The sequence below is a fragment of the Faecalibacterium sp. DFI.5.82 genome (genome assembly GCF_029076575.1).
Classification (GTDB): Bacteria; Bacillota; Clostridia; order Oscillospirales; family Ruminococcaceae; genus Faecalibacterium; species Faecalibacterium duncaniae.
Window position 1 is genome coordinate 1 of sequence record NZ_JARFIS010000006.1, and the last position, 12,905, is coordinate 12,905.

General features: G+C 57.7%; 9 protein-coding genes. 4 read left to right on the forward strand and 5 right to left on the reverse strand.

Features of this window, described 5'->3' with window-relative positions:
- Positions 1-539 precede the first annotated feature (539 nt).
- A complete protein-coding gene (locus P0G09_RS08690) occupies positions 540-2,777 on the forward strand; it encodes a glycoside hydrolase family 2 TIM barrel-domain containing protein (RefSeq protein ID WP_275252462.1) in 2,238 nt (745 codons plus the stop codon).
- A gap of 204 nt (positions 2,778-2,981) precedes the next feature.
- On the opposite strand, the gene P0G09_RS08695 is transcribed toward P0G09_RS08690, so the two are convergent.
- From P0G09_RS08695 to P0G09_RS08715, 5 genes are all read right to left on the reverse strand, one after another.
- Positions 2,982-3,185: a hypothetical protein gene (locus P0G09_RS08695; protein ID WP_005928830.1), complete on the reverse strand. Its 204-nt coding sequence runs from the start codon at positions 3,183-3,185 to the stop codon at positions 2,982-2,984.
- A 43-nt stretch (positions 3,186-3,228) separates the two neighbouring features.
- Positions 3,229-3,525: a TM2 domain-containing protein gene (locus P0G09_RS08700; protein WP_097773042.1), complete on the reverse strand. Its 297-nt coding sequence runs from the start codon at positions 3,523-3,525 to the stop codon at positions 3,229-3,231.
- Between the two features lie 115 nt (positions 3,526-3,640).
- Complete coding sequence (locus P0G09_RS08705) at positions 3,641-5,158, reverse strand: MFS transporter (protein WP_275252463.1); 1,518 nt, start codon at positions 5,156-5,158, stop codon at positions 3,641-3,643.
- Positions 5,159-5,522: 364 nt separating this feature from the next.
- Positions 5,523-6,074 carry a TM2 domain-containing protein gene (locus P0G09_RS08710; protein ID WP_097773044.1) on the reverse strand — a complete coding sequence of 184 codons (552 nt, stop codon included), beginning with the start codon at positions 6,072-6,074 and terminating at the stop codon, positions 5,523-5,525.
- A 136-nt stretch (positions 6,075-6,210) separates the two neighbouring features.
- Complete coding sequence (locus P0G09_RS08715) at positions 6,211-7,839, reverse strand: MFS transporter (RefSeq protein ID WP_275252464.1); 1,629 nt, start codon at positions 7,837-7,839, stop codon at positions 6,211-6,213.
- Between the two features lie 429 nt (positions 7,840-8,268).
- On the opposite strand from P0G09_RS08715, the gene P0G09_RS08720 reads away from it, so the two are divergent.
- From P0G09_RS08720 to P0G09_RS08730, 3 genes are all read left to right on the forward strand, one after another.
- A complete protein-coding gene (locus P0G09_RS08720) occupies positions 8,269-10,512 on the forward strand; it encodes a glycoside hydrolase family 3 N-terminal domain-containing protein (RefSeq protein WP_156066716.1) in 2,244 nt (747 codons plus the stop codon).
- Between the two features lie 44 nt (positions 10,513-10,556).
- The gene (locus P0G09_RS08725; protein ID WP_275252465.1) at positions 10,557-11,933 is read left to right on the forward strand and encodes an MATE family efflux transporter; all 1,377 of its coding nucleotides are present in this window, start codon (positions 10,557-10,559) and stop codon (positions 11,931-11,933) included.
- Positions 11,934-12,000: 67 nt separating this feature from the next.
- Positions 12,001-12,855, forward strand: a complete 855-nt coding sequence (locus P0G09_RS08730) for an SDR family oxidoreductase (protein WP_005928852.1) — start codon at positions 12,001-12,003, stop codon at positions 12,853-12,855.
- Positions 12,856-12,905: the final 50 nt, after the last annotated feature.

Consider the following 12,905-nt stretch of genomic DNA (forward strand, 5'->3'; position numbering starts at 1 on the left):
TGGGAAAACTTTGGAGAGAATTTCAGGAGAGAACGACCGAAAATCGTTCACTCTCGAAGTCGGAAAAACCGCATGAAACCTAGCAAAACCGGAAATCCACTTCCAAAAAGCCAGTTGGATTTCGAGTCGTTCTCGTTACGACCACTTCGATACATCTCCATATTCATAGCTATATAATTATAGCAAAAAGCCGCCGTTCCGTCAACACTTTCTGCCGGAGGAGCCCACAGCGCCAAAGAGGCCTTCTGGTCTGGGATAAGTGGAAGCCGCTGCCACCCTCTGTGGGGTGGGCACCCTCCTTTTCTTCTCTGCTCCGGGGAGCCTTTTCCATGCTGTACTGTCATTTCCAAGGGCAAGATTGTAAAATCGTGGAATCATCGCCTGAATTTTCACAAAATATTACTATTTTGCCAAAAGATTGTACAAACTCTGCCCCCCTCTGATGTGCTATACTAAAATCAACAATCGGCCTGTTTCCGGCATTTCTTCTGCCATGCAGGCCGCCGAAACAAAGAAGAAAACCAGAAGGAGCAGTATCGATGAGAGAGATCATTTCCTTGAACGAAAACTGGACCCTGTCCTTCCCCAAGGGCGAGCGTCCCACCGAGCAGGTCACCCTGCCCCACACCTGGAACGCTGTGGACGGCATGGACGGCAACGGCAGCTATCTGCGCACCACCGGTGTCTACACCCGCACCTTTACCCAGCCCAAGCAGCCTCTGGCTGGCGGCCGCACCTACGTTGAGGTGCTGGCAGCTGCTCTGGCCGCAACCGTGAAGGTCAACGGCCAGGTGGCAACCACCCACGAGGGCGGCTTCTCCATCTTCCGTGCCGATGTCACCGACCTGTGCCACGAGGGCGACAACGAGCTGACCATCGAGGTCTCCAACGAGGACACCCCCTCCATGTACCCCGCTTCCGCCGACTTCACCTTCTACGGCGGCCTGTACCGCGGTGTGAACCTGATCAGCGTGCCCGGCACCCACTTTGACCTGGACTACTTCGGCGGCCCCGGCATCAAGGTCACCCCCAAGCCCACCGAGGACGGCGGTGCCACCTTTGAGATCGAGAGCTGGGTCACCAACGGCGAAGAGGCCTATACCGTGATGTACAGCATCGAGGACTGCTACGGCAACGAAGTTGCTTCCGGCGTGCGCCCCTGCGACAGCACCAAGGTCACCCTGTACGTTCCCGATGCCCAGCTGTGGAGCATGGACGAGCCCAACCTGTACACCGTGACCGCCCGCCTGCAGAAGAACAACGAGACCTTTGATGAGATCTACGCCAACGTGGGTGTCCGCAGCTATACTGTGACCCCGAACGACGGCTTCTCCATCAACGGCGTGCCCACCCCGCTGCGCGGCGTGGCTCGCCATCAGGATCGTCTGTACAAGGGCAACGCCCTGACCGCTGAGGATCACTACGAGGATGCCATGCTCATCAAGGAGCTGGGTGCCAACACCATCCGTCTGGCCCACTATCAGCACAGCCAGGACTTCTACGACGCATGTGACGAGCTGGGCTTCGCCGTCTGGGCTGAGATCCCCTTCATCAGCGTCTTTAAGAAGGACCCCTCCGCTCACCAGAACTGCCGTCACCAGATGACCGAACTGATCATCCAGAACTACAACCACCCCTCCATCATGTTCTGGGGCCTGTCCAACGAGATCCTGATCGGCGGCATCTGCCAGGAGCTGGTGGACAACCACCACGACCTGCAGAAGCTGGTGCGTGAGCTGGATCCCACCCGTCTCACCACCATTGCCCACGTCTCCAACACCCCTGTTGACGGCCCCATGCATCACATTACCGATGTAGAGAGCTACAACCACTACTTCGGCTGGTACGGCGGCAAGATGGAGCAGAACGGCCCCTGGCTGGACAAGTTCCACGCCGAGCACCCCGACATCTGCATCGGCATCTCCGAGTACGGCACCGAGGGCATCATCAACTGGCACAGCAACGATCCCCAGTGCAAGGACTACACCGAGGAGTATCAGGCACTGTACCACGAGCATCTGGCTCAGGTGTTCGAGGATCGTCCCTGGGTGTGGGCTACCCACTGCTGGAACATGTTCGACTTTGGCTGTGCTGCCCGCCACGAGGGCGGCGTTGCAGGCCGCAACAACAAGGGCCTGATGACCATTGACCGCAAGACCAAGAAGGACAGCTACTTTGTCTACCAGGCATACTGGTCCAAGCTGCCCATGGTCCACATCGCCGGCCGCCGCCATGCACAGCGCGCAGGCGAGACCACCGAGATCAAGGTCTACTCCAACCAGGACAACGTTGTGCTGTACGTCAACGGCAAGGAAGTCGGCCAGCAGACTGCACACCGCGTGTTCAAGTTCAATGTTGCTCTGGAAGAGGGCTTCAACACCATCCTGGCCGTTGCCGGTGACGTGAAGGATTCCATCACGCTGGAAAAGGTCGAGAAGGAGCCTGATTGCTACACTCTGCCTGAGTTCAACGAGCGTCAGGAGGGCGTTGCCAACTGGTTCAAGCAGGTCGGCAGCCTGGATCTGAAGGCTCCGATGGAGTTCCCCGAGGGCTATTACAGCATCAAGGACAGCATGGAAGATCTCTCCAAGAACGAAGAGGCTCTGGCTCTCGCTACCAGGGCTGTCAAGCTGGCCACCAACTTTGACGTCAAGCCCGGCGTTGGCATGTGGGATATGATGAAGCGCATGACCCCTGAGGCTATGGCTAAGATGATCAACATGCCCGACGGCTTTATCGAGAGCCTGAACGCACAGCTGATCAAGATCAAGAAGTAAGTACTTCCCGCATCTGAACACCAAAAAACAAACGAACCGCCCCGGCACTGCACAAAGCAGCCCTGCCGGGGCGGTTTTTGTTTCCCCAGCTCCACACACGCTGGCAAACCAAAAGGGCCCTGCGGCATTTGCTGCAGGGCCCTTTCGGTTATGGGAGATCATGAAATATCAAAGCATCTTTGCCGCGCTATCTCAGCCTGTGGCTCAGCGCTTCTTGCTGCGCTTCTTCTTGCGCGGGGCAGAACGGGCAGGGTTCTGGGTGGGAACAGAATCATTGGAGCGCTTCTGCTCCATCCGATATCTGACGTAATTGGGAATCACGACCGCGATCACGATCAGCAGGACCCAGACCAGGATGCTGGGCTGCTCGTGGTTGGTGTTGAACAGAAACTGCATGACATTATCCATAGGGTGTTTTCCTTTCCGGCCCAGCAGGCCGCCAGAGAGCTTTTTACAGCCAGATGTTGCCGTTCTCGTCCGGTTTCATGGGCACGGCAATGATGAAGTCCACGATGGTCATAGCGGCAGAGAAACCACTCCAGAAGGTTGCCAGATACAGCAGGCCCAGCACCGGGCGCTTGGCATAGAACTGGTGCGCACCAAACGCACCCAGAATGCACAGGCGCATATACTTCTTGCGGCTGACACAGTGCTTTTCACGGTGTTCTCTCCAGTATAACAGGTGGTCGATGGTGTTCCAGATGAACCCATGATCCGGGTCCTTTCCCCACTGTGTCTTTTCTTCCATTTACGATGTACCTCTTGTTTGAATTTTGTTCCAAAAGCAGAAAACCGCCCGCCGCAAGGGCGAGCGGTTTTTCTATTTGATTTTACAGGTTTCCGCAGAAAATTGCAAGTACCAATTAGGCGTTCTCAGCCATGGTCTTCATCTTGATCTGAGCGACCTCATCCTGGATCTCTTCCATCTTCTCCTTGGTCAGGGGATAGAACTTCATAGCGATCAGGTTGCAGACCAGGCCGATCATGATCATGCCGTATGCGCAGAAGACAACGCCGCCGCGCAGGCCCGGGGTAACGGGGTCACCCATAACGGGGTTGTGGTCGGTGTAGCCGCACATGCTGAACATGACACCGGCGACCATGGGTGCGAAAGAGGAGACCAGCTTATCCACGAAGCTGAACAGGGTGCCCATCAGGCCGGGGACGTACTTGCCGGTACGGTAGACTTCGTAGTCGGCGCAGTCAGCGGTCATGGGGATAACGATGTTGCCGGAAATGCCCTGGAAACCAGCGGCGATGATGGTCAGAACGAGGTACAGGATCAGGAAGTAGCCCCAGTTCAGAGCACCGGTAGCGGGGTTAGAGGTCATGGTGGTGGGATCGCCCAGCAGCCACAGGGCTGCCAGAGCGCCGTTGATGACCAGACCACCCACAGAGCCGATCAGCATAGCCTTGCGCTGACCCAGTCGGGTAGCAAAGAAGCTGATGAACAGGAAGCACACGATGGTGCTGGGGATGGTGACCAGACCGGTAACGTTACTCTGCAGCAGGTTGGAACCAGCGATGCAGGCGAACATGGCGACCATGACGGCGCTGGACTTTGCAGAGGAGCCCAGTTTATCGGTAGATGCGGACAGGACCAGCATCTGAATGGCACGGTTGTTCTTCAGGGTATCCCAGTAATCCTTGATACCGACCTTGATGGGCTTGCCGGTGCCGAAGAATTCAGGACGATCCTTGGGGGTAATGGAGATCACAGCGATCACGGTGAAGCAGGCGGACATGATAGCGGTCATCAGCCACAGGGTGTGCATGAACTGGGTGGAAGCGTAGCCGCCCACATCGGTGTAGCCATCAGCAATACGAGGGATGATGATGCCCAGAATGGCGAACAGCAGGGTGTTGAACACGCCGTCGAAGGAAGCGAACATGGGGCGCTGCTTGGGGTCATTGGTCATGCAGCTCTGTGCAGACTTGGTAACAACACACTGGCAGGTGTAGCCCAGGTAGTAGACCATCAGGACGACCACATAGAAGGGGAAGCGCACGCCCTGAGGCAGCTTGTGGGTGACATGGAAAGCGATGTAGCTGGTGACGCACAGGATGATCTGACCGATCACGATGAACGGGCGGTTCTTGCCGAACTTGCTGTTGGTCTTATCGACCATGAAGCCGACGAACGGGTCAGTGACACCGTCCCAGATACGCATCATCATGGTCAGGGAAGAAGCGACCATCATGCCAACGCCGACCCAGCCCATCAGGTAGTAGGTGGCGTAGTTCATCATCATCAGATAAACGTTGGTTGCGGTGTTGTTCAGCGCGTAGCCTGCGATACGCCACAGGGGAACGCGGTGGATGCCGTTGTGCTCATAGTCCTTATCATAGAACTTATCCGGCAGACTTCTGGTTTTTGCCATTTCATTCTCTCCTTTGTTCACACAGGAACATTCTCCGTTTTCTCCATGGGGCTTACAGCTGCCACTGCGTACCAGCCCGTCCGGAACTTTATGTCTATATTATGAACGCTTTTTGATATATCTGTTAGTAATATTTTAAGGTAAAACAGGTCAATTTTACGATTATGGGAAAAGTTTCACTAATGTGAAAAATTCTATTGTGCTTATTGCACAATCAATTGATATACTAGTATAGCACAACGCCAGTTAGCTGCCACTATGTTCTGCGCCGGAGAACGGGCCTGCAAACGCCAGAAAGGGCCCACGGCAAATGCCGCAGGCCCTTTCTGGCGCTAGGAGGTAAATGAATGAATAGAGGAAGATGTCAGATCAGGATGTCGCCGTTCTCATCGGCCTGCATGGGCAGTGCAATGAGAAGGTCGGTCACGCAGAGGAAGAAGGGCACCACGCTCCAGAAGAACAGGGTGTAGAAGGCCGCCAGCGCATACCGCTTTTCATAGTAGCGGTGGCCGCCGCACCAGCCCAGAAACAGGCAGAGCAGAAGGTACTTCTTTTTGTTCACCTTGTGCCTTACGCGGTTCTTTTTCCAATCGTGATACTTACCAATGAGGCCCGGGCTCTTCTCCTTTTCAAGATCGATGCCGGCTTCCAGCTTGGCATCCTGCAGCGCCAGTTCCGCCTTGATAAAGTCATCCCGGGTGAACTCTTCGCCGGTCTCCAGCTTGTGGAACACATCGTCCGTTACCTGCTGGCGGCTGCCGGTGCCGTAATAGCCGGTGCTCCAATCGTCTTTTTCCTCGTCGTAGTGCTCCACATCGCCCAGCAGCTCGCCGGTGGTGGGGGCCTTTTCCGGGGCCTCAGCGGAGGGGGCCGGGGTGATCTCAGGGGTCTGGTTCAGCTTGTTTTCTTCTGCCATAGTGGTATTCCTTCCGGGTCTCAGGGTATCAGAAAGTCCTGCGGCAGAGGATGGCCCGCCGCAGGACATTTCCGGTTACGATGCAGGACAGCGGCGCTGTCCCGGATTCAAAATTTCCGCAGGGAGATGGTTGGCATTAAGCCTGCTTTGCAGCAGCCTCAGCCTTGATGCGGCCGATCTCAGCCTGGATCTCTTCCATCTTCTCCTTGGTCAGGGGATAGAAGTGCATGGCAACAACGTTGCACAGCCAGCCAACGATGGGCAGCAGGACGAAGCAGCCGATGGTTGCCCAGAAGATGCCGTCAGAGTACGGAGTCATAGTGTCGGGCAGAGCGTCCTTGAAGCCGACCATGGAGTAGAACAGAGCCACAACGGTAGCAGCCAAAGAGGAGACCAGCTTATCCACGAAGCTGAACAGGGTGCCCATCAGGCCGGGAACGTACTTACCGGTACGGTAGACTTCGTAGTCGGCGCAGTCAGCGGTCATGGTGATAACGATGGAGGAGGACAGTGCCTGCACGCCGGACCATGCGATGACCAGCAGCACGAAGATCAAAGCGGTGGTGGTCCAGCCGGTGAACAGGGTGCCCCAGGTGTCAGGACGGATCAGGCGGAATGCGGGCAGAGAGAACTTGGAAGCATCGCCCTTGGGGTTGAAGAAGAACAGGAACAGGGTGATGGCGATGGAGCCGATGATGCCGCCCCAGGTACCCACCAGCATGGATGCCTTCTGGCCCATCTGACGTGCGATCTTGTTCATCAGCAGGATGGAGATCAGGCAGATGGGGATAGAGGTGATCTGAGAGTAGCTGGAGTATGCGGCATAGTTGCCGAAGATGATGCCGAACAGGCAGATCATAACGGTAGCGTTGCTCTTGGTGGACATGAACAGCTTATCGGTAGATGCGGAGACCACCAGCATCTGGATGGCACGGTTGTGAGCCAGGGTGTCAACGTAATCCTTGATGCCGACCTTCTGGGTGGTGCCCAGACCGAAGTACTTCGGATTGTCCTTACGCCACAGGGCGATGATGGCGCAGACTGCAAAGACAGCGGACAGGCCGCCGAACATCAGCTGCATGGTGGTGAACAGGCCGGGGTTGTAGAAAGCGGACAGGCTGCCGCCGGACTTCTCCACGATGCCTGCCAGAGCAGGGTTCTGTGCCACCAGAGAAGCGATCTCGGCAGCGTTGGCCTCGGCAGTCAGGGTGAACTTGGGCACCAGGACATCGGTGACAATGATGGGGAAGAGAATGTTCATCAGGATGATGTTGTACACGGTATCGCACATTGCGAAGATGGGGCGCTGCTTGGGATCGTTGGTCAGGCAGGTCTGAGCAGACTTGGTGACAACGCACTGGCAGGTGTAGCCCAGGATGTAGATCATGTAGATGATGATGAACGCAACAAAGCGGACACCAGTGCCCATCTTGGGGATGAAGTTGAACATCACGAAGGTGGTGACGAACATGATGATCTGACCGATGACAATGAACGGACGGTTTTTGCCGAACTTGCCGTTGGTCTTATCGACCATCATACCAACGAACGGGTCGGTGACACCGTCCCAGACACGCATGATGGTAACAATAGAACCGGCCAGCACGGATGCCAGACCGACGATACCGATCAGGAAGTAGCTGATGTAACCGACCACCAGCATGTAGGTGTTGGTGGAGGTGTTGTTCAGAGCGTACATCATGATCTCCCACATTTTCGCTCTGTGGATGCCGTTTTCTTCAAGCGGCTGTTTGACCTTTGCCATAGAGAAGCTCTCCTTTCAATTCTGCGGCCGGTGTGCTGCCACTCACTCCGGCCTTTCATTCGGTCCCCCGTGGGCTGCGGCTGCCACATCGCGAACCGGGGGATTTTTATGTATACATTATGAACTATCCCTCAAATTTCTGTTAGTAAAATTTTGAGGTAAAACAGGACAATTTTACTCTCCTTGGGCGAAATCAACAGTTTTAAAAAACAGCGTTCGTCATTTTGCACATGATTGCAAGATACTAGTACAGCACATTCCACAAAATAGACTTGTATTCCAACCGCACGCAAAAAAAGAATACAAGGAAAGTGCGGAAATATCCAAAAAATTTTCTAGTTGTTCCGCGCGGCGGCCTATTATAATAGGTATAGCATCTGCGGCTCTGTGGCATGGGCCGCTGCTTTCAAAAGAAAAGGAGAAAACACTATGGCAGTGAAAGCATCCGAGCGTGTAAAGCGCTACCAGAACCCCAACGGCCCCACCATCAGCACCGTGGAGCGCAAGGTCATCGAGCAGGACGGCCTGTATTTCAAGGACATCGACGGCACCGGCACCGTCAGCGCAGTCAACGACTGGCGCTTGACCCCGGCTGAGCGCGCCGAGGCCTATGTCAAGGTTCTGACCACCAGCGAGAAGATCGGCCAGATCTTCACCTCCGACTGGCGCATGGGCCCCAAGTATCCTTCCCCCCGTCTGGCAGCCAACGGCCACAAGCCCGTGGCGGACGAAAGCGGCCTGCTGGACGAGGCACCCGTGAACGTCTCCGACAGCATCTTCGGCTCCCAGTCCCTGCCCAGCACCTCTGACATGGTCAAGAAGAGCTTCAACCGCCACGTCATCCTGCGCGAGAGCCCCACGCCCGAGGATCTGGCAGATTACCTGAACCAGCTGCAGTACCTGACCGAGACCTGTGACCACTTTGTTCCCATGCAGGTCATGTCCAACAGCCGCAACGAGAACGGCGAGGTCGTGTTCGGCATGAACGATGCCACCGGCGTGTTTGCCACCTATCCCGGCACCCTGGGCATTGCTGCTGCCGTCAAGGGCACTGCACGCATCGACATCATCGACAAGTTCGCCGACACCATCCGCCGCGAGTGGAACGCCTGCGGCCTGAAGAAGGGCTACATGTACATGGCCGACTGCGTCACCGACCCCCGTTGGCAGCGCACCTTCGGCACCTTTGGCGAGGACCCCGAGCTCATTGAGGAGATCTTCGACCACCTGATCCCCGGCATCCAGGGCGGCAGCAACGGCGTTACCCCCGAGGGTGTTTCCATGACCGTGAAGCACTTCCCCGGCGGCGGTGCCCGTGAGAACGGCTTTGACCCCCACTATGCAGCAGGCCAGTGGAACATCTACGCCACCCCCGGCTCCCTGCAGAAGTACCACATCCCGGCATTCCGTGCAGCCATCCGCCACAATGCCGAGTCCATCATGCCCTACTACTCCAAGCCCAGCGCCGAGAAGAGCGCTCCGCAGGAGGACTTCAACGGCAACCCCATCGAGCTCCAGCCCTACGGCTTTGCCTACAACAAGGTGTTCATCGACGGCCTGCTGCGCGGCCAGATGGGCTTCAAGGGCTACATCAACTCCGACACCGGCATTGTTCACAATATGTGCTGGGGCGTTGACATGCTGGACGAGCCCGAGCGCATCGGCTATGCTGTCACCCAGAGCGGCGTGGATCTGATCTCCGGCCTGCTGGACAACGAGCTGGGCGAGGAGAGCTACGCCCGCGGCACCAACGACTACTACGACACTCACGCGGTGCCTGCCGGTTTCAAGAAGGAAGATCTGGTGCTGACCGATGCCAGCCTGAACCGCGCTGTCAGCCGCACCCTGACCGAGCTGTTCCGTCAGGGCATGTTCGAGGACACCTACGCCGACCCCAGAAAGGCCGCCGAGGTCGTTGCCACCAAGGCCGACTGGGAGGAAGCTTCCCGCGTGCACCGCGAGTCCGTTGTCCTGCTGAAGAACGACGGCACCCTGCCCCTGAAGGACGGCACCAAGGTCTACGCTGAGGCCTTTGGCAAGAGCGCCGAGGCCGGTGAGGCCGCCACCAAGGCCCTGCGCGAGATGCTGGGCAATGTCACTCTGGTGGACACCCCCGATGAGGCCCAGGTGGCCCTGCTGATGGTCAGCCCCCAGTCCGGTGCATACTTCAACGCCACCCCGGGCTACCTGGAGCTGGACATCTGCGAGGACAAGACGGTCTGCAACGTGGATGAGAGCGGCAAGCCCACCACCGAGACCCACAAGGAGACCACTCTGGTGGGCGCAAACCGTCTGGCCGGTATCGCTGCTGCGGTCCACGCCCACGGCGGCAAGGTCGTTTCCAACATCAACTGCCCGCTGGCCTGGGAGGTCGGCAATGTGGAGAAGGTCTCTGACGCTCTGACCGTCGGCTTTGACACCTACCCCTCCGCAACGCTGGATGTGATGTTCGGCCGCTTTGCTCCCGTTGGCAAACTGCCCCTGACCCTGCCCAAGGGCGACGAGGTGCTGGCTGTGAACGCGGACGGTGTCTGCATCAGCCCCAACGACGTGCCCGGCTTTGCAAAGGACGCCTACATGCCCGACAGCATGAAGGACGAGAACGGCAAGGCTTACGCCTACCGTGATGCCGCAGGCAACTACTACGAGATGAACTTCGGCCTGACGTTCTGAGGGCAGCCCTCTCCGTCTCGCTCAAACCAAAGGAGACACTTTCCATGGCACAAACGCAGAAAAAACAGCAGGATATGGGCACGGGTGACGTGAAAAAGCTCCTGCTCCAGCTGATGATCCCCGCCGTTGTGGCGCAGGTGGTCAACCTGCTGTACAACATCGTGGACCGCATCTACATCGGCCACATCTCGGGGATCGGCGCGGCGGCTCTGACCGGCGTGGGCCTGTTTACCCCCATCCTGATGCTCCTGAACGCCTTTGCCATGCTCATCGGCTCCGGCGGCGCGCCCCGCACCGCCATCGCCATGGGCCAGGGCGACAAGAAGCAGGCAGAAAAGATCGTCAGCAACAGCTTTACCATGCTGCTGCTCTTCTCGGTCGTCCTGACCATCGTCTTTTACGCCGCCGCACCCACCCTGCTGCGGCTGTTTGGTGCCAGTGACACCACCCTGCCCTACGCTCTGGCTTACAGCCGCATCTACATTCTGGGCACCATCTGCGTGCTGATCGTGCTTGGCATGAACACCTTCATCACTGCGCAGGGCTTTGCCAAGATCAGTATGCTGACCACCGTTATCGGCGCGGTCATCAACATCGTGCTGGACCCCATCCTCATCTTTGGGCTGGGCATGGGCGTAAAGGGTGCTGCCATTGCCACCGTGCTGAGCCAGGCAGTGGGTGCCATCTGGGTCATCCGCTTCCTCACCGGCCCCAAGACCATCCTCAAGATCCGCAAAGAGGACATGAAGCTGGAAGGGAAGATCATCCTGCCCGTGCTGGCACTGGGCATTTCCACCTTCGTCATGCTCTCCACCGAGAGCCTGCTGTCCATCAGCTTCAGCTCCAGCCTGGCCCGCTACGGCGGTGACGTGGCCGTGGGTGCCATGACCGTGATCACCAGCGCCTCCCAGCTGTGCACCATGCCCATCTCGGGCATCTGCCAGGGCGGCCAGCCGGTGATGAGCTTCAACTTCGGCGCAGGCAAGAAAGACCGCGTCAAGCAGGCATTCCGCTTCCAGCTGACCCTCTGCCTGAGCTACACCACCATCTTCTGGCTGCTGATGATGCTGGTTCCCGGTGCAGTGGCCGGCATCTTCACCTCGGATGCCTCCCTGATCGATTACACCACCTGGGCCATGCGCATCTACATGGCGGGCATCTTCTCCACCGGTGTCCAGATCGCCTGCCAGCAGAGCTTTATGGCGCTGGGTCAGGCCAAGGTCAGCCTGCTGCTGGCCTGCCTGCGCAAGCTCATCCTGCTCATCCCTCTCATCTTCATCCTGCCCCATGTGGTCGCGAACCCCGTGTTCGGCGTGTTCCTTGCCGAGCCCGTCAGTGACATCATCGCCGCTGCCGTGACCGCCACCACCTTCTTCCTCCAGTTCAATAAGATTCTGGACAAGGGCGCTGGCAAGGTCTGATGCCTTGTCCGCCTGAAAATAATCATCCGTATCCCCACAACCATCTGATCAAAAAAGGAGTATCCTCGTGGAAAAGAATGTTCTGAACACCGACCTGTCCGGCAAGGTTGCCGTGGTCACCGGTGCCAGCGGCACCCTTTGTTCCATTTTCGCCAAGGCTCTGGCCCGGGCAGGAGCCAAAGTGGCTCTGCTGGGCCGCAACATGGAGAAGCTGAAGGAGCTGGCCAATGCGATCGAGGCAGAAGGCGGCGTGGCCAAGGGCTACACCTGCAATGTTATGAACAAGGCCAACTGCCTGCAGGTGGCAGAGGAGGTGATGGCGGATCTGGGTCCCTGCGACATTCTGGTGAACGGTGCCGGCGGCAACAACCCCCGGGCCAACACCGACAAGGAATTCTTCGAGATGGCGGATCTGGACGATGACACCGTGACCTTCTTCGATCTGGACGAGAGCGGCGTGGAGATGGTGTTCAACCTGAACTTCATCGGCACCCTGCTGCCCACGCAGGCCTTTGCCCGGCAGATGGTGGGCCGCCCCGGCTGCAACATCATGAACATCTCCAGTATGAACGCCTACCTGCCCCTGACCAAGATCCCGGCCTACTCCGGCTCCAAGGCTGCTGTCACCAACTTCACCCAGTGGCTGGCAGTGCACTTCAGCAAGGTGGGCATCCGGGTCAACGCCATTGCCCCGGGCTTCTTTGCCAGCGAGCAGAACGCACGGCTCCTCTACAACGAGGACGGCACCCCCACCGCCCGCACCGAAAAGATCCTGGCTGCCACCCCCATGGGCCGCTTCGGCGACAGCGAAAAGGACCTGGTGGGTGCCCTGCTGTTCCTGCTGAACAACGAGGCTGCCGGCTTCATCACCGGTATCTGCCTGCCCATTGACGGCGGCTTCTCCGCCTACTCTGGTGTCTGATGAGGGCTCCGGCCTGAGCCGCAGACCCTGAGAGAAACAATAAGAGCCCC

Excerpts from the sequence above, each read along its gene's own strand:
- P0G09_RS08700 (WP_097773042.1), bottom strand. The coding sequence starts at position 3,525 with ATGGAAGAAAAGACACAGTGGGGAAAGGACCCGGATCATGGGTTCATC.
- P0G09_RS08720 (WP_156066716.1), top strand. The coding sequence starts at position 8,269 with ATGGCAGTGAAAGCATCCGAGCGTGTAAAGCGCTACCAGAACCCCAAC.
- P0G09_RS08725 (WP_275252465.1), top strand. The coding sequence starts at position 10,557 with ATGGCACAAACGCAGAAAAAACAGCAGGATATGGGCACGGGTGACGTG.
- P0G09_RS08715 (WP_275252464.1), bottom strand. The coding sequence starts at position 7,839 with ATGGCAAAGGTCAAACAGCCGCTTGAAGAAAACGGCATCCACAGAGCG.
- P0G09_RS08695 (WP_005928830.1), bottom strand. The coding sequence starts at position 3,185 with ATGGATAATGTCATGCAGTTTCTGTTCAACACCAACCACGAGCAGCCC.
- P0G09_RS08710 (WP_097773044.1), bottom strand. The coding sequence starts at position 6,074 with ATGGCAGAAGAAAACAAGCTGAACCAGACCCCTGAGATCACCCCGGCC.
- P0G09_RS08705 (WP_275252463.1), bottom strand. The coding sequence starts at position 5,158 with ATGGCAAAAACCAGAAGTCTGCCGGATAAGTTCTATGATAAGGACTAT.
- P0G09_RS08690 (WP_275252462.1), top strand. The coding sequence starts at position 540 with ATGAGAGAGATCATTTCCTTGAACGAAAACTGGACCCTGTCCTTCCCC.